A 21,093-nucleotide genomic window follows, 5' to 3' on the forward strand; every position below is an offset into this window, starting at 1 on the left:
TCCTAATTGATTCGAGTAATCTCTAGCAGCTATACTAATCCATAGAAACAGTTCTCAACTGAGTAATAGACTCTCTTAGCTATCTGCTCCCATGCAATACTAGCCTATGATTACCATGGTGAATGCTTTCTAGACACAAAAAGATTATTGCAACCATAGGCTATATCCTTAAACAATATAATAAATTATCTGTTTCGGGCAAGGCTAAACTCTCTTATTACTCATTTCAAATAGGTTCAGGCCATAATCAGAGAGATTTAGCTAAGTGTGAGAAATACGCAAGCCATTATTGGAAGATGCTTCTACAGTCAAAAGAGGCTATTTATCCCTATATTGGTTGATGACTTAATTAGCATCGAAGAGAGGCTTAACGGGGGTAGTCACCGGCGCGAAAGAGAGCTAAAAAGATACGCTTAAGCCTGATTATCCAGGGTGGTGCGGGCTTTACTCGCTTTAGTGGTGGCGTTTGCCAGGTGCCATTAATCGCATCTTGTTGCGGTAAGTAAAGCCGCAAGGTTATGAAGAAGCCCTTATTTGGTGCAGGCAGCCAATTTTTCTTCTTTTTTTCTTCAGTGGGTTGAGCATGCTGGATATAAAGCGTCAGTCCCCCGTCTTCGTCGAGAACGAGTTCGTTGTTGTCCAACATCGTTGAGTTAATAAGATAGCGATTGAGGTCGTTCTCGACGAGGAGCTGCTCAGGAAGGTTATACATGGTTGCCGACCAGAAAGCGTCAGCCGGTGGCAATTCACCTGGCTCGAAGCGTAGTGTATAACGGACATCACCTGAGGCGTTTAATTCGTTGCCGTCTGAATCGTTATAGTAGGAGGGATACATGGCCTCCTCAATGGAATTTCCCCAAATACCACGAATCGCGCCAGCCATGCGATATAGATAAATGTTACCGGTTGCCGTCAAGTGTTCACGGGTGCCAAATAGGTCGGCGGCGGTGACGTCTTGAGTGGCAAGTTTAGTCTTCTTCAGCTCCAGATAAGTCTCCCAACCGTCTTTTATGCCTTGTTCGATGGCCTGTTTCAATTTCTCAGAGAGTTCTGTTGGATTAAAGATCAGACCAGGTCCAATGTTTAGCTTAGCGAAGCGTGTCATCAATTCTGTTTCCGATTCGTGTGTTGAACAAAATGTCGTGAGCAGGAAGTTCAACAGGCGAAATATTCTGGGTGACGTTTCGCCCTCGTCAAGCCTTACAGGTCTCGGGTATTTCACCGCTGGTATTTTTGCTGGTGGTTCCGTATTTGTAAACTGGCTCAGCGGCTGAACCTTATACCCGTTCTCAATGATGTTTTTGACATTCTCTAAGTCATCTGAGTCGAAAAGCTGGGTGCGGTACAAGGCTAGGGCAAGACTGGTTTCGCTACGGATAACGGCGGTGATTCCAGCCGGTGTCTGCCCCGTCCAGTCAGGCCCTACCAGCAAGTACTTGCCTCCGCCATTGCCCGTCGTTCGAGTACCAACGTATTCGAAATTGTGAGTGTAAGTATCAATGAGTTGGATAGAGTAGTATCGTTTAGGGTCTATAGGTGGCACCGTCAAAACTAAAGGTTCCGCCCGAAGATCTGCGCCAACCACACAGTAAGGTGTATCCGCGTTCGGTGTCTGGACTGTTGTATCCGATGGTGTGAACAGTCGTGCTTCGCCAAGCAATTTATTCAAGGGTCCCTTGTATTCAGCATTATTGGGCCAAAGAAAGAACGCAAAAAGTATCCGATAACTGTCCACCATTGGATACGCGTAAATGAACGCATCTTTTGCGATCAATCGGGCTTCTTGTAGAGTCAGTGTAGACGAACTAATCATTCTAAATTTTCCTTTATGTGGTATTCAATGAACATAGAAAACTGATGGTGAAGCTGAGTTGCAACCAGTAATTCTATGATTCATATCCAATTTATGAAAATTGCCCACTTCTGCGAAGTATCAGATGTAATACAGAGCTAGGAAGATTTTCATGCAGCAACAATGACTTTTTGCATTTATGCATAAAGTTGATATCTGTTGACCCATGGTTCACTCAAACTAGAGGGTTAAGGAATGCACCACCCACCAGTTTTCTTTCCAGGTGAAGCCCTTTACCCCGTCACCGAGAGATTGCGTCATTGTCATGTCAAATCCCTCGGCAATTACCTCAGAGGTTGGGTCGGATGGCTCCTCTGAAGATCGACTCGTTCGTTTGTAATTAGCTGGGCCATGGAGGGGCTACTCGTGAAAGGGAGTCGCTGTTTTTTCTAATTCTTTATTCTTATAAGCTATTTCAGCGAAACATAAGAAGGTAAACTTTTAGGACCTTACAAAACCACCGATGCCCTCAGACATTATTCTTATTGGCCCCCAAGGGGTTGGCAAATCGACTGTTGGAGAATTATTAGCACAACAATTAGATCTGCCACAATGTTCCATGGATGAACATCGATGGAACTATTACACCGAAATTGGCTATGATGACACCATCGCCAAACAAAAGCGGGAAACGGAAGGAGCTTGGGGCATTATTCGCTATTGGAAGCCATTTGAGGCCTATGCGGTGGAGAGGTTACTGTCAGAGCATACAAACTGTGTGATTGATTTTGGTGCAGGTCATTCCGTCTATGATGATCCGCTGCTGTTTCAACGGGTAAAACGAGCGTTAGCCCCCTATCCTAATGTTGTTCTTTTAATGCCATCACCGGATTTAGAAGAATCGCTCGATATTTTGAATACGCGTAACCACAAACTGCCAGAGGATATTCGCAGGACTAATGAACATTTTGTTAAACATCCTTCAAATTGCACTCTGGCTAAATTCACGGTGTATACAAAGGCTAAAACACCAGCAGAAACCTGTCATGAGGTGTTGCAAGTGGTGAATGTCTCATGAGCAACGATGCAGACCCACTTGTTTAATGAGTGCAGGCACAATGCGATCGCAACACAATTTGCCACCAAACAAATTTCGGGCCACTGGCCCCACCTGTAATGCCGCCCATGGTCCCATTAGAAACAAATCGCATCCCGGCCATCGCAGATGTTTATCCAAAACAGGTACCCCATTGACTATCTCTACCGGATAGCGAGCCATCACATCTTTGAGTAACGGCTGATTTGCAACATCAAGCTGGTTGCCAGTTGCCAGCCAAATGCGATCAATCGACTGATGATTTAAACAATCATGCACCGCGTAATTCTGACAGTGCACTTGCCAGGCATTCCCCGTCCAAGCCAACTCTTTCACCTGACAATGTTCGTACAATGTCACCTTATCCTCACGGGACAAACGCCTGAGCTTGGTCAACATATCGGGCGTTAAGGAACCACCGTCTCGCGCTTGTTGAATCATCTGACTGCGCTGATGCCAGTCAGTTTCCGCATGAAATCCCTTGAGATATTTTGGTCCGAGCCAGCCAGGAGCAGCATCAAAAATCTTTTCTTGAAATCTGCGGCGAGCCATTAACAACACCCTGGCCCCTCGCTTCACTGCCCCTATGGCCAGGTGGCCACTGGTGAGCCCGCTGCCCACAATCAAAACAGTTTCTCCTTGTAGTGACGGTAAATTACGAAGATCCACCGCTGTACTATGGCATAGACGACCCGGTGGGGCATCCACTGAAACTGCCCAGTCGGGTAACTTGGGTATGGCATTACCCACCGCTAGCACCACCCGTCGAGCGATCACCTTTTGCCCATTGTCTAACGTTAGTGCAAACCGTCTTCTCTGGTAGATAAGCTCCGTCACCTGTGCTGGTAAAACCCGATCTCGTAATTGCCAGCCCTCAATCACCCTCTCACAAAAGTCTCGAAACAGAGATGTCCCTGGACGATTGTAGGGGTTGTGCAGTTCCAGATAACGCCGGTCTGCAAAATTCAACAATGCTTGGGGTTTAGGGTCTGGATGGTGAACGGCAGGAGAGCGCAAATGGGGAATTTCTTGAGCCGCAAATTGTCGATGCCACTGGGTCAACCACTGACCGCTGGGGTCAAAAACCTGAAACCGCGATCGCATCGTTTTTTTCTTTTGCAACAAGTGGGTTACCAGGGTTAACGCCTGAGGTCCAGCTCCAATGATGGCAATGTCCAAAGGCTTATGAATAGATAATGGATTCAAATGACTACTCAACGGTCCTCCGGCTCAATATTTTAAATACTATGAGAATGATTATCATTCTTTCAAATTATTTTTGTTTATAGTCAAAGAAAAATAATCTTTTTTAACCCTCACAAAGAGTTTTGGCAGTATGCCTTGCACCAGGGGCACTCTCCTCTCTTGGATTGACAGATAGATGGAGACGCTTTAGCATTCTTTTGATATGAAAATGATTATCATTTCTTTGAAAGACGCATCGCAAAATTACCAGTATCAGGTTTCAGGAATCCTAAAAATGTTGAGCAATCATCAGGTTTTGAGTTCTAACAAGCGAGGTTCTGGCCTGCTACGTATCAGCAAACTGGGTTGGATAGCCTCCGTATCTATGCTGGTGGGGCTAGTGGGCTGTGCCCAACCGGCTACACAGAATGACACGGCTGCTTCAGGCGATAACACAACCACAGCAGTTAATTTGCCTCAGGTGGTCGCCACCACCAGTGTGCTGTGTGACCTAACTCAACAGATTGCTCAAGACACCGTCGCCCTCACCTGCTTAATGGAGCCCGGGCAGGACCCCCATACCTACGCCGCCGCCCCTTCCGATCGCAAAGCCATTGATGAAGCTGACCTGGTACTTTACGACGGTTATGGGTTTGCCCCTCAACTCATTGCCATGGTCGAAGCCAGCACGAATACGGCCCCCAAGGTAGCGGTTTATGAACAGGCAGTCCCCAATCCCCTCCTGGCTGATCCCCATGACCATGACCATGGCCATGGCAAAGAAGACCATGGTGAAGAGACCCATGCAGACCATGGCGAAGAAAACCATGACCATGAGGCCCATGCAGACCATGGCGAAGAAAATCATGGCCATGAGACCCATGCAGAGGGAACAGACAAAGAAGAACTCGTTGCGGATCCTCACATTTGGCATAATGCGCTCAACACCAGCAATATCACCGAAGTCATTGCAGATCAGCTGCAACAGATTAATCCTGACCAGGCGGATCTCTACGGCCAAAACGCAGCACTGCTCACGACTCAGTTTGCGGAGCTACATACCTGGATAGAGGCCCAAGTCACCACCATTCCCGCCAGCAATCGTAAGCTGGTGACCACCCATGAAGCCTTTAACTATTTTGCCGATGCCTACGGTTTAGAGCTTGAAGCGGCCCTGAGTGGCATCAATACCGAAACATCTCCCTCGGCTTCACGGGTGGCCGACCTGGTGGATGACGTAAAAACCTTAGGTGTCCCTGCCATTTTTGCGGAAACCACCTCTAATACCCAGCTGATTGAGACCCTGGCAAAAAATGCAAATGTTAAGGTGGCCCCTAATCCGCTCTTTGTGGAAGGACCTGGCGGACCAGGTACCCGTGCAGAGACCATGCAAGCGATGTTAGTCTCCAACACCTGCACGGTGGTCAATGCCCTGGGAGGCACCTGTGTTGAGGCTGATGCCCCTCTGTAAGTCTCCTGTATCCCCCTTTAGGGACCCCCCTTGTAGGGACCCTGTAGAGCCACCTGTAGGGACTATCCGTGACTATTGATAATATCTCTCTTCCAGCCAGACCCGGACCTCTGTTTCTGATAACCCGGCTATTTTGTGTTGAGTGCTCGGGTCATAGATGCTGTAAGAGATTTGGCCCCTGCGATCGCATTGTTTGTGAATCATGGGTTCAGACGATCCTGTCATTAACTTCAAAACAGATGTCCAGACCTCTTTTGGCATTGACGTGAGACAACGCCCTAATTCTCCGGTTAAGGACCACCGGGGTGGCTGTTTTTGTAGAAAAACAAAATGGGGCTCAGATAAACGACGCTGAAACTTCATGGGACAGACCTCCATTCCCGGTGAACACCCCCTTAAATAGGGCATGGCTATATTTTTGCGAAAAACATCTGACCAGAACAGACTCAGTTGAGCTAAATTGTTATGGGTACAGTTCCAATAAGGTAAACTGTTCTGGTTTTTTGACGCTTAACTGTACCGGTGCCCACAAAGACAGAGCCATAGCCATGTCCACCAGCCCTATTCCCCAACTGTCTCCGCTACAAACCTCTACTGACCAAACCCTCTATGAACAGGTGGCTGAGCGTATTCAGGCCCTGATCCGTGAGGGTACCCTGGAACCAGGGGATCGACTGCCATCGGTACGCCAACTCAAGCAGCAGCTATCGGTCAGCATGTCTACGGTGCTGGAAGCCTATCGCTTACTGGAAGATCGGGGCTTTATTATGGCTCGCCCCCAGTCAGGGTATTACGTCAAGACCACGGCACTGGCGCTTCCTAACGAACCCTCCCAATCTATGCCCACCCCCCAGGTGCGCCCCGTTGATATTTCCCTCATGCTGCGGCTGCTAAGGATGGACCTTTCCCCCGAGACCATCCACCTGGGGGCAGCCGTTCCTGGGTTGGAGCACTTTCCCATTAATACGCTCAACCGATTAATGGGGCAGGTGATGCGAAACAATCCGATGGCGGTGCATACCTATAAAACGGTGCCAGGGTGCGAACCTTTGCGGCGAGAAGTGGCCAAACGCATGCTGAATGCGGGCTGTTCCATTACGCCGGATCAGATTGTGGTAACGGCAGGAGCCACAGAAGCCTGTTATATCGCCCTGCGTACCGTGACCCAGCCCGGAGATACGGTGGTGATTGAGTCTCCGGCATACTACGCGGTCCTCGAAGCCATGAACTCCCTGGGTTTAAATGTCCTGGAGCTGCCCACCCACCCACGGGACGGGATTTCCCTAAGTGCCCTACAGTCTGCATTGGAAAATCAACCGGTGGCGGCCTGCATGTTGGTATCGAATTTTAGTAATCCCATTGGTAGCTGTATGGGCGATCGCAAAAAGAAAGCCCTGGTGGATCTGCTTAACCAGCATGACGTGCCCCTGATCGACGACGATGTCTATGGCGATCTCAATTTTGAGGGCAGTCGTCCCAAGGCCATCAAAGCATTTGACACCGAAGGCCGGGTGATTTACTGCTCATCGGTCAGTAAAACCCTATCTCCAGGGTTACGGGTAGGCTGGTGTATTCCAGGTCGCTATCAACAACAGGTAGAGCATCTGAAAGTTGTCGTTAGCCACATGACGGCGACAGCCCCACAGCTGGCCGTGGCAGCATTCTTTGCCAATGGTGGTTACGATCGCCACCTGCGCAATTTACGCCGTGCCTATCAACAACAAATGAACCGCATGCTCCAGGCGATTCTAGATTATTTCCCGGCTGAGACCCGGGTTACTCGTCCCTCGGGAGGCCATGTTCTTTGGGTTGAAATTCCCGGTGGTTTTGACGCGCTAGAGTTGTTTGAAGACGCCATTCAACATCACATTAGTATTGCCCCTGGCCCCATGTTTTCGGCCTCCAACGGCTATCGCAACTGTTTTCGTTTGAATACGGGGTTACCTTGGTCGGATGCCATTGACCAGGGGATGAAAACGTTAGGAGATTTGGCAAAGAGACAACTGGCCCGCAAAATTTTAGCCAGCTCACTATAGCCATGATGGCCAGACTGAAAAACTCATACCTGGTAGCCAGATAGGTTTCCAGATAGGTTTTAATTCTTCACCCATATTCACGCCCCATCGCTATGCTGAAGAAGAATCTTATGGGGGCTGTGATGGAATGGACCGATATAACGCGACTTAACAGTCTCATTAAAGCTACGGAAGCTGATGGCACCAAGCTTGAAGAGATCGGGGTTTCTGGTGAAGGTCGACCGCTGTATGGCATTACCATCGGCGATAGTTCTGCCCCCTACACTGTTGTTATCATAGCTGGCTGCCATGCCAATGAAATTATTGGCCCATTGGCGGCTGTATCACTGCTGCACCGTCTCACTCAGCAGCCATTGCCAACGGTGAAATTTGGCATTGTGCCGGTTGCAGATCCAGATTCTCTAAGTCGCAACGCCAGTGAGCTACCGTCAAAACCCACATTATGCGATCTCCTCCGATTAAACCACTGTCGCGATTTAGAAGGATATTTCATAACAGATACCTATCCTGAGTGCATTGCCATCCGTCAATGGCTACAGCGGTTTGCCCGCATAGATGCCTACTTTTCTCTGCACTCAGCTGGGGTGATCTCACCAGGCCTCTTTTTTTACATCGGTCAGGGTGTCAATCCGAGCTACATAGAGCCTGTGGCAAACTCCATTGCCACGGTGTTGCCCAAGGATCTACCACTATTATCCCATGACCCCACAGGACTCTCTCAAGTAGCTTTCTCTCCCGGTTTTTTCGAGCTATCCATTGCCAATAGCAATGGGGAAAACCGAAAATCTCCCGGCAGTTCACTGGCTTTTGTTGATCAACATTTTCAGCCCCAGTTTATGGGGGCAACAGAACTGCCTTTAGCCGTATGTCCTGCATTAAAAAATGGCTCTCTCTTAGCCATTGAACAATACAATCGTGAGTTCCAACAAACTGGTCTTGCACAGTATCCATTTCGAGAAATTGACTTAACTATGCAACTATCCATCATGCAGGCATTTATAGTTTCTGTTGCCCAATGCGTTACTGTTATTCATACCTAAGCCATGAAAATCGCAACAGCATTGGTTTCAGGCATCCTAAAGAGGCGTTACAACAAAATCATCCCAAACTGATGAAGCGGTTTTGTGGAGAGTGAGGTTTGTAGAGTCATGATAAAACAACGCATTATCGCTGTGATGGCCGCTTTGTCCCATCACAAGGGTATCCCTATTTAGAAAAGCGGAGGTCCTCTCTGGTAACGATTGGGATCACCCCAGCGATCGCAATCCAGTCGCTGCATTGTTCACAGATTATGCATAAAGTCCCTTACCCCTGTGAGGCTTAACCCCTCATACTAGAGATCTATACTTAATAACTAGTTCTTTTTGAAAAATTAAATTATCATTCAGTGCTGGTTTAATTTCGGTGCGATCGCATCCATAGGATACGATCGTTGGAAACACTAGCTTAAAATTTGTCATAGAGGGGGCAAAGTGCCCTAAAGCATGATGCTATATGGGCTGTACAGATCAGCTAGACCTATGGATAGTGAATAAGGCTACAATTATTGATTGGCATAGGTTTCAACGGTTTTCTGTATCAAAAATACACATTGAATCACAAAATAGAACGCAAATGGCCTGATATATTAGTGGCTTCCTAATGTCCAACCATTGTTAATAGGAGAGACATCCACTGATAGTGATTTTCTATACTTTTGATTAATGGTGGTGGCCCTATGTCCCCTGAAGATGCCATCACGCTAGTTGATAAACTCCTTTCACCGTATCGGCTGACGGCTATTCAAGAAGTCGTTTTTCGGCGATGCTGGCAAGGTTCAACCTATGCGCAAATTGCAGCTAGTGAGGGCTACGATGCTGACTATGTTCGCGTTACAGGCTCACGGCTGTGGCAAAAGATCTCCCAAGTACTGGGAGAGCGAGTAACAAAAAAGAATATTCATGCAGTGCTGCGTCAGCAAGCCTATCAGCTGCATCAGCCCAATACACCAGGGCCATGGTGGCCTGGTGCCGATCAATCAGACACCACCTTCCCCGGCAGCCCACTTCCCCTCGGGTCTCCGCTCTACATCGAACGGCCTCCAGTAGAGCAGCAGGCCATGGGGGAGTTGATCAAGCCAGGTGCGCTGCTAAGAATTCGTGCGCCGGAACGTTGGGGTAAAACATCCCTGGTGAATCGCCTGGTCGCCCAAGCTCAAACCTTAAACTTCAGAGTTGTACGGCTTAACTTCCGCCAGGCTGATAGCTGTGTCTTGGCCAATTTTGATAAATTTCTACGCTGGTTTTGCGCCAATATTACCCAGCAGCTGAAGTTCACAGCCCAGCTGGATGATGTATGGAATGTCGACTTAGGCAGTAAGGTCAGTTGTACTAACTATATGCAGAGCAGCATTTTAAATCCGCTGCAGCAGCCACTGTTACTGGTGATTGATGATCTCCAGGCAGTCTTTGAGCACCCGGCCATGGCCCAAGAATTTTTGCCCATGTTGCGGGTGTGGCACGAAGAAGCCAAAAATCTCACCGAATGGGGGTACTTACGCCTCCTGGTGGCCTATGCCACAGAAGCATACATTCCGTTACAAATTCACCAATCTCCGTTTAATGTGGGGTTGCCCCTGCGGCTACCTGCCTTTACTCTGGAGCAAACCCAACAGCTGTCTCTGCGTTATCGCATTGAATGGGACGATAGTTTAATCTCACTTCATACGTTGGTTGAAGGACATCCCTATCTAATTCATTTGGCGCTGTATAACCTGAGCGTACACAAGATGGAACTAAAGCAGCTGATTGATGAAGCCCCTCAGCAAAGTGGCATTTATAGCGATCACCTGCGTAGCTATCTGGCAATCTTTGAAGCGGAACCTAACCTGGCCCGTACCTTTTACAAGGTAATTGAACAAGATACGGCCACAGAACTTGAACCAATGACCGCCTATCGCCTGGAAAGTATGGGGTTGGTTACCTTAGCAGGCAATAGGGCAACCGCTAGCTGTAGCCTCTACAGACAATACTTTGGCGGACGCTTAAGCGTCGATGCTTAAACATCACCCCAGGCTGAGCCGACGACGCTGTCTGACAAGAGGGCAGACAGAGGACGTAGGACCTGAATATTCGCAAACACGTCCTCAGCGGTGTAGGGAGAATAGAGGTAGGCATCAGCGCTCCCTTGGCCGAGCATACGGTCGGCACACACAATAACGGGTACGTTGTCTAACAATGAACTATGCTTGATGCGATCGCAAACCAGTTCAGCCGTGGCCACTGAGGGCTCAATAATAATTAACTCAGGTGAAATAAAGCTCAGCAGAGATAGCAAAGCCTCATTTTCATCGACCTGAAAAACGGATAGTCCATGCCAATGCAACAAATCGGCTAGCAGTGTTTGAGACTGAGCAGTACTTCCAACAATTGCAATAGCCTTCATAACCTTATCTCCTATGATCCTGCAAATCGCGTAGTAATACGGATGGCGATATCTGGACGGCTCTGGGAACGTGGCCAGAAAGTCTTACGAAATAAACCGAAATTGAACAAGCACAAAAAACAAAAACTGTTGAGCATAGGCCCCCTTTAGAGACCTTTGCCCAGCATTAATGTAAATATTATTATTGCTCTAACTGACTACAGACGTGGACGCAACTAGCCTTCGGTCAGTCGAAATTGAATAGACTAGATTGCTATGAAAGCAATTTAAGGGAAAACACGGAAGATGTGTAAGGTGAAAAAAGTAATTTAAAAGAACTTTCTCTTAGTCTTCCTAGATACCCTCCTAAATCCCCCCGCTACATAGCTGACGATCCGCATCAGACAGGTTATCTCCATGGGCGAGGTAATTGTCGAGCCAACGACAGCCATCCTCTAGCAATTGTTCAAAGCTACGGCTATCCTGCCAATCCCACAGGATGATTCTCCGATCATGACCGCTAGACAGCAGCGTTTGACCGTCAGCACTGAAAGCGACCCCCCAAGTAGAACCGTTGTGGCCATACAGGGTTGTTACAAGGGTACCGTCCTGTCGCCAGATACGTACAGTCCGATCGTAGCTGCTGGATGCCAGCAGCTTGCCATCCGGGCTAAAAGCTACACTGTGAACCCTGGCCCGATGACCGTCTAGGGTGGTGATCAGACGCCCTGAAGTCGACCAAATTTTGATCGTATGGTCAGCGCTAGCAGTCGCAATCAGCTGGCTATCAGGGCTGACGGCCACTCCCCAAATGGGGGCTCGATGGCCATGGATACTTCTCAGCAGTTGCCCTTGCCGACTCCAAATTTTGATGGTGTGATCCCACCCTGCTGACACTAGATAACTGCCGTCAGGACTATAAGCAACGCCATAGACCCGATCTTGATGACCCCGTAACGTGCGCAAAAGTTCTCCATCCAGCGTCCATAGCTTAATGGTTTGGTCCCAACTGGCCGATGCCACTTCATCGCCCTCGGGGCTAAACGCGACTCCCCAAACCCGATCTTGGTGACCTCGCAACGTTTGTAATGGGTCTCCTTTAGCAGTCCACAGCTTGACAGTTTGGTCCCAGCTAGCAGAAGCAAGCGTTTGACCATCGGGGCTAAAGGCCACTTGCCAGATCCGGTCAGTATGGCCCTCTAGTGTAGATTTAAAGTTACCTTGCCAGCTCCAAAGCCGAATAGTCTTATCCCAGCTACCGGCAGCAATCGTCTGTTGACTGATGGCTAGATTGGTAGCCGGTCCCTGGTACCCATGCAGGGTTTGCGGAATTTTATCTAAGCGCCATAGCCTGACGGTTGCATCATCGCTGCTGGAGGCTAAGACGTTTCCAGTGGGGCTAAAATCTATGCCCCACGTGCCAGAGTCATGGCCATTTAGAGTAGTTACCAGAGTGCCACTACTGGTCCATAATTTAACGGTGTTGTCGAGGCTAGTCGAAGCAAGTTGACGACCGTCAGGGCTAAATTTCACATGCCAGACACGGTCCTGATGCCCGTCCAGGGTAATGGTTGAGCTCTTGCCAGACTCTCCCTTTTTAAGACTGCCATCGGGGTTAACGTGCCACAGTTTAATGGTCCGATCATCACTGGCAGAGGCTAAGACACGACCGCTGGGGTTAAAGGCCAGGCCATATACCGGGGCTTGATGTTCTTTGAATTCGTTTAATAACTGTCCGCTGGTGGCATCCCACAATTTAATGGTGTTGTCTTCACTGGCGGTGGCCAAAATGAGACCGTCCGGGCTAATGGCAGCCTGCGTGACCCTAGCGTTATGGGCGGGAATATCTAGCAACAACTTGCCCGTCCGATCCCAAAATCTTAGGTGACCATCGTCACTACCGGTCACCAACGTTTGGCTATCCAAGGATATATCAACATCATTGACTCGTCCCTCATGCCCCGTTAACGTCACAGGGGGCGCAACCACAGAGAGAATGTCACTATCATCGCTGATGGGCCAAATTTTTGCGGTGTTATCGGCACTGGCTGACACCAAATATTCATTGTCAGGACTAAAGGCCACATCCCACACAGCATTGGTATGTCCGCTCAGGGTGGTAATCAGCTGACCATTGGCACGCCATAGCTTGAGGGTATTATCCCAGCTAGCTGAGGCTAAATAGTTACCATCTGGGCTAAAGGTTACCCCATACACAGGTGCACCATGGCCCCGCAGCTGGTTAGCTTCGGTAATACTTTGAAGAGTGCGGCGGAGAGTTTGTTCTACCTGTTGTTTCACATCGGGTGCAGGCACCGGTAAGCGTTGTAGCTGTTGAGCAGCTCGCACCGCTTCTAGCAAAGATTTCAGACGATTATTCTGGTTAAACAGGGCGTCAGAGTAATAGCTAATGGACAAGGCCTGATTGTTTTCGTTATCTTGCCGAGTTAGCATGGTTTGGCGAGACTGGCGATAGGCCAACATGGCAATACTCGTAATGCTGAGAAACGCCACTCCCATACCCACCAGTAGAAACCGCTGTAGGGTGACATTGCGCTGCTGCGCCTCCAGGCGAGCTTCCAACTCCTTTAGTCTCTCGGATTCTAATGCCTGTTGTACCTCTTGCCGATCAACGGCAACACTGTCTGCTAAAAATTTATAGTCCAGGTCGCTGAGCTGTTGTTCCTTGGCCCAGACCTGGGCTTCAGTGAGAGACTGCCCGCGCAACAATCGGGAACGATCTTGTTGACCCGAGTTAACCCAGGCTTCGAATGCTTGGGAATAGGGACGTAAACGTACCAAATGGTAGTCTACCCATTGGGTGTTAAACACCTCTGAATAAATTCGATTACGAATACTGAGGTGACCTGATTGTTTGACCACCAGGCCTGAGAGTAACAGTTCTTCTTGGAGGTGATTGTCTTCTAAAGATAGGGTTTGACCGGATAACAGTTTTTTGTAACGCCCCAGTAGTCGACTAATCAGCTGCGGGTGAGCCAGTAACCGATCCTGGATAATGCGCAAATGGGGGGGTTCATCTTGGGATTCCCAGTTTTTGATCAGCTGCGATCGCACTAAACCATCCACCCAAGCCTGTTCAACATATATCTCTGTGCGGGGGGCCAGTTTAGCAACTACCAACTGGCACAGCTTCTGCGTCAGGAAAGGCTGACCATTGGTCCAAGCTAAAATGTGCTCCAGGGTCTCAGTGGCATTCTCCACCGTTGGTTTTAACCAGTAACTAAGGGATATGGCCTCTGCAGTGGTAAACCCACTCAGCTCGATGGCTGTACCAATGTTAAATGGGGTGCGGTTAGGATTTTGGCAAAGGTCGGTGGGCGTTGCCACACCAAATAGGGCAAACGTGAGGCGACGGTACTCTGGGCTATCGACTCGCTGGTTATAGCAATAGCGAATCAGGGCAAACAGATCGTCAGCCGCAAACGGCAGTCCCAATACGCTATCAATTTCATCGATAAAAATAACAATCCGTTTCGCCGCAAGCTGCCGCAAAATCACATCCTTTAAAAAGTGATCCAATCGCTGCACGGCAGAAAGACCATCCCCCTGCTGCCACCACTCTTGGAAATCACCGTTTAATTGCAAGCTGCGCCATAGCTCTGCCGCAATTCCCATGTACCACTTTTCAGCAGTAACATTGTCACTACCCAGGTTGGTCAGGTCAATAGATGCACAACAAACACCGTCTTGCTCCAGGCGATATTTTGTTCTCACCCGCAAGCTCGATTTACCAATTTGTCGCGTATTAAATACATAGCAAAACTCACCTTGTCCTAGACTTGCGTATAGGTGATCATCCGCCTGTCGTTTAATATACGTAGGTGCCTGGGGATGAAGACTACCGCCAACTTGGTAAAAAGATAAGGATGTGGTGGTGGCCATAGGAGTTGCGTAATTTATTCAAGCACTAGCTTAGCAATGGGGGGGGTGGACTTTTGCTTGCGAAAGTTAACAGCCTGTTGGAGTAGTTGCCAGGCTTTAGGGGAAAAAATGGCAGGAATGCCAAAACTTAGGGCGCTAGGGATTTGTTTTTGTTTGAGGGCGACGATCATCCAGTGCAGGCTGAGGTATTGCCGAATCGTCTTCAATGTCGGCAGCTTGTCTTGATGTTTGGGGCTAACGTGCTGGTAGATGCGTTCTTTAATCAGGACATTAGTGTCGAGACGACGCTGAAGCGTGATTTTTTGGTCGTAGCCCCCTGGCCATACAGTACGGTAAGTCAGGCATTTATTGATAAATAGGGCATCGCCGTAGTCGGCAACACGAATCCAGGAGTCAATATCATCAAAGCCGGTCATGCCCAGGTCCCAGCCGCCCGATTTCATAAAGGCATCGCGGCGCACGGCCACCTGAATGGGGGTGCCGAAGGGGACTACCTCTAAAAACATGCCGTAGTGGATGTCTACCTGGGGAATATAAAATGCCTGACCTGGACCGGTCACAGGGGTGCGACTCAGTTCTTGCCCCTCGCCATTCACCTGGGCCGCCTGACAGGAACAAATCACCGCTTCAGGACGTTGCTGAATCGCCCTGATCAGTTCTTCAATACAGTTGGGGGCCAAATAGTCATCGTCATCCACCAGCTTAATCCAGGTGCCCATGGCTCGCTCTACACCTGCATTGACAGCCCCGGAGTGGTTGGCATTGGTAGGATTTCGATGGTAAAGTACCTGATCGCCCAGGCTTTCGACGTACGCCTGGGTACCGTCAGTGGAGGCGTTATCGACCACGATCACCTGACATGGCACGGTTTGGTCAAGCGCGGTTGCGATCGCACGTTTCAACAGCTCCACCCGGTTATAGGTCGTAATCACAATACTGAACGATAGCGATTCTGAATCCATGATTCCTGGTCTCTTTCGGCGCTCTTCGCTATTGTGCCAAATCTGAGGGGAAATGGGCTTACTAGATTTAGATAGGCATTGGCCACCTTTTCCCATAAATGCCTATGGGCTGATACGAATACCCTAATGAATCTTGCTAGCAGTCAAATTTTAGCCAATACGTTCAGGGCTAATGTTGCCGATAGAGAAATAGATATCCGCCTTAGTCTTAGTCTTAAAAGAGAGTTTTGGGTCTCTAAGGCCAATGCTGTTTTACCAGCCAGTAGAAAACGTTGTTTTCATGCTTACTGTATTGGTACGCCAAGGAGCGGTACCCATTCCATAGCCCACATGTTTCAGCATCACTATGGTGCGTTACATGAGCCCCATGCGTATTATGCAATCTACCATTTACTCAAATGGGAAACGGGCCAGTATTCCTATGCTGACATTCAAAGTGTGCTCAAGTGGCGTGACAAAAAAATGTCTTTGGAGCTGGAAGCTGCCCATTATCTACATCATGTAGCTGATGTGTTGGCCAAAAGCTTTCCACAGGCCAAGTTTATTTTTACCGTTAGGGACCCCCTCAGCTGGCTAGAATCAGAAATTAATCGTAATTATGGTAGTCGTCATAAACCGTTTTGGAGGGAATTAGAAGATTATCGCTATGGTCGCTACAGGCATCCATTTACAAAATATGACGCGGCCCTAGGGCAAGCAGGACTTTATCCTGTTGCTAGCTATTTATCCTATTGGAGAGACCACAATCAATTTGTCATCAACTCAGTGCCTAAACAGCAGCTTTTAACGTTGAAAACAAAAGAAATTCGTTCAAAAATTGAAGAGATTTCCAGTTTCCTTGGTATAGATCCTGATACTATTAATATTCAGAAAGCCCATGCCGATAAACGAAAGAAAAAATTAAAGTTAATTGAGCTGGTGGATCCAACCTATCTCTACCAGCAGCTAGAAAAACTCTGTTCTGACCTGATCGATGCAAGATTTCCTACACTAAAGCGCACTTAGTCTTAGTCATTGCGTAAATAAGCTTGATCAAACGCAGTTGATGGATACACCACCATCTACCAGCATGGCTGACCCCGTGGTGAAACTAGCAGCATCTGACGCCAGATAGAGAGCTGAAGCTGCTATTTCATGGGGTGTTGCCATGCGCTTCAGTGCATGGAGATTTTGTACAAAGGCTAAGGCCTCTGGCGTATTGGCAAAATCACGTCCCATGGGTGTATCGGTGCCCCCTGGCAGTAAAGCATTGACCCGAATTTGTTGCTTGCCGTATTCAACAGCGAGCACCTTCGTAAGACCAATCAAACCTGCCTTACTTGCTGCGTAGGCTGCCATTCCCGGCATGCCTACAGTGTAGCCAACAAAGGTTGAGGTAAAGATCAAAGAACCGCCACCGCGATTGACCATGGCCGGTAACTGGTATTTTGCCCCTAAGTATGAACTGGTCAGGTTAGTGGCAAGGATATTGTTCCAATCATCAAGGGATAGATCAGTTACAGCGCCAGGTATGCCGGTAATCCCTGCATTGTTAAATGCGATGTCTAGCCCTCCGAATTCTTTTAGTGCTAGCGTCACTAGAGCTTTAGCAAATTCCTCATCTTTCACATCTCCTGCCAAAGCAACTGCCTGTCCACCCGAGTGACCAATAAAATCAACCAACTCATCGAGCTTATCCTGCCGTCTTGCTGCAACAACAACTGCAGCTCCTGCTTTAGCAAAAAGTTTGGCAGTTGCGTAGCCAATACCAGCACTAGCACCTGTCACAATGGCAACCTTGTTAGAAAGCACATTCATGATGTCGTCCGTATTGATTAAACGATACAGACATCATTTTCAAACGTCAGACAGTCATCAACAATCCAAATCTTGCTATCTTGCCACTGAGCCATAAGGTATGAATTCTCGCGATAGATAGTATTTCTTAATCACCCACGTGATCACCCATTGTTTGAGTGTAAAGCAATCAAATTTCCCTCGGTATCTTCGAATTCAGCCACCCACCCCAACTCCCCAATCGATGTTTTGGGATACGCCACTTTTCCGCCTACAGCGACTACCCGACTCAGGGTAAGGTCAATGTTAGTCACCGAAAAGTAGAGCCGTGGCCCTTCTTTTGAAGGAACATAGCTTTCTCCCTGAGCCAGTGCACCCGATATACCTTGACCCTCTTCCGTGACTGGAAACAGTGCCATGTTTACACCGTCGATCGTCGTGCGTTCCAATGTATTGGAGAAAACAGTCCCATAGAAAGTGACTGCTCGATCTATATCGGTAACAGGTATCTCAAAATATGAAACAAGGGAATTCATTGATGCGTAGATGGATGCGATTGTAGATTTAAGGGATGTACCGGTCTAGAGCTATGACTATTTATGGTGTTTCACCACTAAAGTCATTCTAAGGAGCCGCAATGCCAGATTAATTGTGTTCTGCTTCTTCGGCAAGCCGACGGGCTTTAAATGCATGGCCCCACTCCTGCATGACAATGAGGATGGGCTTCAGGGATTGCCCAAACTCTGTTAGCTCGTACTCAACGCGAGGCGGAACTTCGGCATAGACATGCCGCGCCACCACGCCATCTGCTTCTAACTCGCGCAGTTGTAATGTGATCATGCGCTCTGTTGCGTTAGGAGTGAGGCGTCGCAGTTCACCAAAACGCTTGCGCCCATCTAGCAGATGGCAAATGAGTATTGGCTTCCAGCGACCGCCAATCACACTCATCGTTGCTTCCACATCGCAACCTGTCTTCCAGTTATATTTCCGCGTCATTGTTGGGTGCCAATACGTTCAAAGATCTCCATTACTTACAAAAATGTGGGTACTTGTCAATATCGTTTTAAGTGACATAGGCTGATGCTGGAATAAGGATGCATCCAACGGAGAACATTGCGTCCTAGCTTACTCCCCCTTCAAGACCAGGTAACTAGCAAAGCCAACTCTTTGACAAAAGCGAACCCTGTAGCCTCTAGGAGACACCCAATGAAAGATAATTTCACTACTTTCAACGTTAAGGTTGAAAATGCGATCGCATGGGTCACCTTTGATTATCCACCCGTGAATATTCAAGGCTTGCCTATGCTTGCCGACCTGAATACGTTGGCCCAAAGATTGGAAACAAATCGCGACATCAAGGTTGTTGTATTCCAATCCGCCCACCCAGAGATTTTTGTAGCCCATGCTGATACGGACTTCCTTAAGGAAATGTCCGCGACTGTAGTCTCCCGTGACGACGTTAAACTGCTCGATCTGCAAACCACGCTAGAACGGATCAGTAAGCTGCCCCAGGCAACCATTGCGAAGATTGAGGGCTTCGCCCGCGGTGGTGGTCACGAATTTGCCCTTGCCTGCGATATGCGCTTTGCCGCCCGCGGCAAGGCAACGTTCATGCAGATGGAAGTCGCCATGGGTATTCTGCCCTGTGGTGGTGGCGCGTCACGCATGGCCCGTCAGATTGGTCTAGGGCGTGCACTGGAGATTATCCTGAGCGCCAGAGACTATGATGCCAACCAGGCCGAGGCCTATGGCACCATCAACAAGGCGCTCGACCCCGAAGAAATCGGCTCGTTTGTTGAAGCGTTGGCTAACCGCATTGCCCTTTGGCCCGCCGAGTCGATCAATGCTTGCAAACAGGCTGTGTATGCCTCCATTGACAAGCCCATTGAGGCAGCGCTAAAGGAAGAGGCCTATTGGCTCTATCAGGCAACAAGTCAAACCCCAGCGCTGAAGCGCTTTAAGTGGGCCGACGACAACGGTGCACAATTCGATATGGACAATCAGCGCGGCTGGGAAGAGGCTCTCATTAGTATTCAGGAGATTAAATAATGAGTATCGAAGATAATAAGAGAATCGTCGCTGATTTCTTCAAATACTTTTCGGCAGCAGACGTACCAGGCGCTCTTGAATTGCTCGATGATGATGCCATCTGGCGTGTGATGGGTCGTGAAGGTGGGCTGCCCATGTCCGGTGAGATGAATAAGGAAGCCATTGGCACGCTGATGGGTAATGTCAAGGCTGCTATCCCAGATGGTATGACGCTAACATCTACTGGATGGACAGCTGAAGGCGATCGAGTGGCCCTGGAAATGGAATCCTACGGCAAAATGGCTAATGGCAATGTTTACAACAACCATTACCATTTCTTGGTCACGGTCTTGGACGGTAAAATCACCTCGCTTCGGGAATATATGGATACGTACCAAGTCAAACGGCTTTTTATTGACGCCTAGGATCACGTTCTTTTTGAACAGAACTCAAAAATGCTCAAACATATTGAAGAGATAAGGTTTCAACCCATCAATAGAGGATATAATTCCGTGTTTCGGCCAAATCGGTTGAGCCTTGGATTGGTGGTGCCAATTGAGACCTATGCAAAGAGTCCGGTACCGACCATGGCCCGTCACCTGGAACGTATCCAACTTGCAGAAGAATTAGGATTTTCCGCCGTCTGGTTGCGTGATGTTCCATTCAACGTGCCCTCATTTGGAGATGCTGGTCAGATTTATGATCCCTTTGTTTATCTAGGTCTTTTGGCGGGCCAGACCGAGCGGATTGCCCTGGGTGTGGCCAGTATTATTCTGCCGCTGCGACATCCGGCCCATGTTGCCAAGGCTGCGGCCACCGCTGATGTACTTTCTGGGGGGCGGCTTATTCTGGGGGTGGCTTCCGGAGATCGACCCGAGGAGTATCCGGCACTCAATTTGCCCTTTGCTGACCGTGGTACACGATTTCGCGAAAGCTTTGACTACATTAGACGCATAGGCGAAGATACCCCATCTTTTGAAAACCGCTATGGTAGCCCTAATGGTGGCATGGACATGCTGCCTAAACCAGTGTCTGGAAAACTGCCGCTGCTGATTACGGGAGGCAGTCAGCAAACTCCCGAATGGATTGCACAGAACGGAGACGGCTGGATGATGTATCCGCGCCATACTGACTTGCAGGCAAAAATCATTTGCGATTGGCAGGCGCGGGTTAAGGCAGCGGGACGATCTACAAAGCCGGTGATGCAACCGCTCTACATTGATCTGACTGACAATCCTGAGACACCCCCACAGCCGATCCATTTAGGTTTTCGGCTGGGCACGCGCCACCTGCGTGCTCATCTAAAATTACTGGAAGAGATTGGTGTAAATCATGTGGCGTTGAACCTACGGTTTAATCAAGCAGCTATGGAGACAACGCTCAAACGTCTCGCCGATGCCATACTGCCAGACTTCGCTGATTAGAAAAAAAGACAAGGAAAC

Annotated in this window: 18 protein-coding genes; 9 read left to right on the forward strand and 9 right to left on the reverse strand. The window is 48.7% G+C overall.

Annotated features, from left to right (window positions below; all coding sequences use genetic code 11):
* Nucleotides 1–367: 367 nt before the first annotated feature.
* A complete protein-coding gene (locus DXZ20_RS11865; RefSeq protein ID WP_163698363.1) occupies nucleotides 368–1,813 on the reverse strand; it encodes a DUF1254 domain-containing protein in 1,446 nt (481 codons plus the stop codon).
* A 502-nt stretch (nucleotides 1,814–2,315) separates the two neighbouring features.
* Between DXZ20_RS11865 and DXZ20_RS11870 the strand changes: the two genes are divergently transcribed.
* Nucleotides 2,316–2,870 carry a shikimate kinase gene (locus DXZ20_RS11870; protein ID WP_163698366.1) on the forward strand — a complete coding sequence of 185 codons (555 nt, stop codon included), beginning with the start codon at nucleotides 2,316–2,318 and terminating at the stop codon, nucleotides 2,868–2,870.
* Here DXZ20_RS11870 and DXZ20_RS11875 read toward each other — a convergent pair.
* Nucleotides 2,865–4,094, reverse strand: coding sequence for a SidA/IucD/PvdA family monooxygenase (locus DXZ20_RS11875; protein WP_250565727.1), 1,230 nt, complete (start codon nucleotides 4,092–4,094; stop codon nucleotides 2,865–2,867). The two genes, DXZ20_RS11870 and DXZ20_RS11875, sit on opposite strands and share 6 nt — an antisense overlap.
* A gap of 274 nt (nucleotides 4,095–4,368) precedes the next feature.
* Between DXZ20_RS11875 and DXZ20_RS11880 the strand changes: the two genes are divergently transcribed.
* Complete coding sequence (locus tag DXZ20_RS11880; RefSeq protein WP_163698368.1) at nucleotides 4,369–5,544, forward strand: metal ABC transporter substrate-binding protein; 1,176 nt, start codon at nucleotides 4,369–4,371, stop codon at nucleotides 5,542–5,544.
* Between the two features lie 72 nt (nucleotides 5,545–5,616).
* On the opposite strand, the gene DXZ20_RS11885 is transcribed toward DXZ20_RS11880, so the two are convergent.
* Nucleotides 5,617–5,907: a hypothetical protein gene (locus tag DXZ20_RS11885; RefSeq protein ID WP_163698370.1), complete on the reverse strand. Its 291-nt coding sequence runs from the start codon at nucleotides 5,905–5,907 to the stop codon at nucleotides 5,617–5,619.
* Between the two features lie 185 nt (nucleotides 5,908–6,092).
* Between DXZ20_RS11885 and DXZ20_RS11890 the strand changes: the two genes are divergently transcribed.
* The 3 genes from DXZ20_RS11890 to DXZ20_RS11900 all read left to right on the forward strand — a co-directional run bounded on the left by DXZ20_RS11890 (nucleotide 6,093) and on the right by DXZ20_RS11900 (nucleotide 10,620).
* Nucleotides 6,093–7,580, forward strand: a complete 1,488-nt coding sequence (locus DXZ20_RS11890; protein WP_163698372.1) for an aminotransferase-like domain-containing protein — start codon at nucleotides 6,093–6,095, stop codon at nucleotides 7,578–7,580.
* A gap of 92 nt (nucleotides 7,581–7,672) precedes the next feature.
* Nucleotides 7,673–8,620, forward strand: coding sequence for a M14 family zinc carboxypeptidase (locus DXZ20_RS11895; RefSeq protein WP_163698374.1), 948 nt, complete (start codon nucleotides 7,673–7,675; stop codon nucleotides 8,618–8,620).
* Between the two features lie 677 nt (nucleotides 8,621–9,297).
* Nucleotides 9,298–10,620, forward strand: a complete 1,323-nt coding sequence (locus DXZ20_RS11900) for an AAA-like domain-containing protein (protein WP_163669639.1) — start codon at nucleotides 9,298–9,300, stop codon at nucleotides 10,618–10,620.
* Here DXZ20_RS11900 and DXZ20_RS11905 read toward each other — a convergent pair.
* The 3 genes from DXZ20_RS11905 to DXZ20_RS11915 form a co-directional block, all read right to left on the reverse strand.
* A complete protein-coding gene (locus DXZ20_RS11905; RefSeq protein ID WP_163698376.1) occupies nucleotides 10,617–11,003 on the reverse strand; it encodes a PleD family two-component system response regulator in 387 nt (128 codons plus the stop codon). The genes DXZ20_RS11900 and DXZ20_RS11905 overlap by 4 nt on opposite strands.
* A gap of 345 nt (nucleotides 11,004–11,348) precedes the next feature.
* Nucleotides 11,349–14,885 (reverse strand): WD40 domain-containing protein, encoded by a 3,537-nt coding sequence (locus tag DXZ20_RS11910; RefSeq protein WP_163698378.1) that lies wholly within the window; start codon nucleotides 14,883–14,885, stop codon nucleotides 11,349–11,351.
* Nucleotides 14,886–14,899: 14 nt separating this feature from the next.
* On the reverse strand, nucleotides 14,900–15,847 hold the full coding sequence (locus DXZ20_RS11915; protein ID WP_250565728.1) for a glycosyltransferase family 2 protein: 948 nt from the start codon (nucleotides 15,845–15,847) through the stop codon (nucleotides 14,900–14,902).
* Nucleotides 15,848–15,973: 126 nt separating this feature from the next.
* On the opposite strand from DXZ20_RS11915, the gene DXZ20_RS11920 reads away from it, so the two are divergent.
* On the forward strand, nucleotides 15,974–16,852 hold the full coding sequence (locus tag DXZ20_RS11920) for a sulfotransferase (RefSeq protein ID WP_163669632.1): 879 nt from the start codon (nucleotides 15,974–15,976) through the stop codon (nucleotides 16,850–16,852).
* Between the two features lie 27 nt (nucleotides 16,853–16,879).
* Here DXZ20_RS11920 and DXZ20_RS11925 read toward each other — a convergent pair whose 3' ends face one another.
* The 3 genes from DXZ20_RS11925 to DXZ20_RS11935 all read right to left on the reverse strand — a co-directional run bounded on the left by DXZ20_RS11925 (nucleotide 16,880) and on the right by DXZ20_RS11935 (nucleotide 18,619).
* Entirely contained in the window at nucleotides 16,880–17,644 is a 765-nt protein-coding gene (locus DXZ20_RS11925) for an SDR family oxidoreductase (protein WP_163698381.1), read from the reverse strand.
* Between the two features lie 143 nt (nucleotides 17,645–17,787).
* Nucleotides 17,788–18,159, reverse strand: a complete 372-nt coding sequence (locus tag DXZ20_RS11930) for a VOC family protein (protein ID WP_163669627.1) — start codon at nucleotides 18,157–18,159, stop codon at nucleotides 17,788–17,790.
* 109 nt (nucleotides 18,160–18,268) lie between these two features.
* On the reverse strand, nucleotides 18,269–18,619 hold the full coding sequence (locus DXZ20_RS11935) for a winged helix-turn-helix transcriptional regulator (RefSeq protein WP_163698383.1): 351 nt from the start codon (nucleotides 18,617–18,619) through the stop codon (nucleotides 18,269–18,271).
* 210 nt (nucleotides 18,620–18,829) lie between these two features.
* Between DXZ20_RS11935 and DXZ20_RS11940 the strand changes: the two genes are divergently transcribed.
* From DXZ20_RS11940 to DXZ20_RS11950, 3 genes are read left to right on the forward strand one after another with little or no spacing between them, the layout of a single operon-like run.
* Nucleotides 18,830–19,672: an enoyl-CoA hydratase/isomerase family protein gene (locus DXZ20_RS11940; protein ID WP_163698385.1), complete on the forward strand. Its 843-nt coding sequence runs from the start codon at nucleotides 18,830–18,832 to the stop codon at nucleotides 19,670–19,672.
* Complete coding sequence (locus tag DXZ20_RS11945; protein WP_163698387.1) at nucleotides 19,672–20,076, forward strand: nuclear transport factor 2 family protein; 405 nt, start codon at nucleotides 19,672–19,674, stop codon at nucleotides 20,074–20,076. The genes DXZ20_RS11940 and DXZ20_RS11945 overlap by 1 nt, the downstream gene beginning before the upstream one ends.
* Before the next feature lie 30 nt (nucleotides 20,077–20,106).
* The gene (locus DXZ20_RS11950) at nucleotides 20,107–21,075 is read left to right on the forward strand and encodes an LLM class oxidoreductase (RefSeq protein WP_163698388.1); all 969 of its coding nucleotides are present in this window, start codon (nucleotides 20,107–20,109) and stop codon (nucleotides 21,073–21,075) included.
* Nucleotides 21,076–21,093: the final 18 nt, after the last annotated feature.

Source organism: Adonisia turfae CCMR0081, assembly GCF_011009555.1.
Classification (GTDB): domain Bacteria; phylum Cyanobacteriota; class Cyanobacteriia; order Phormidesmidales; family Phormidesmidaceae; genus Leptothoe; species Leptothoe turfae.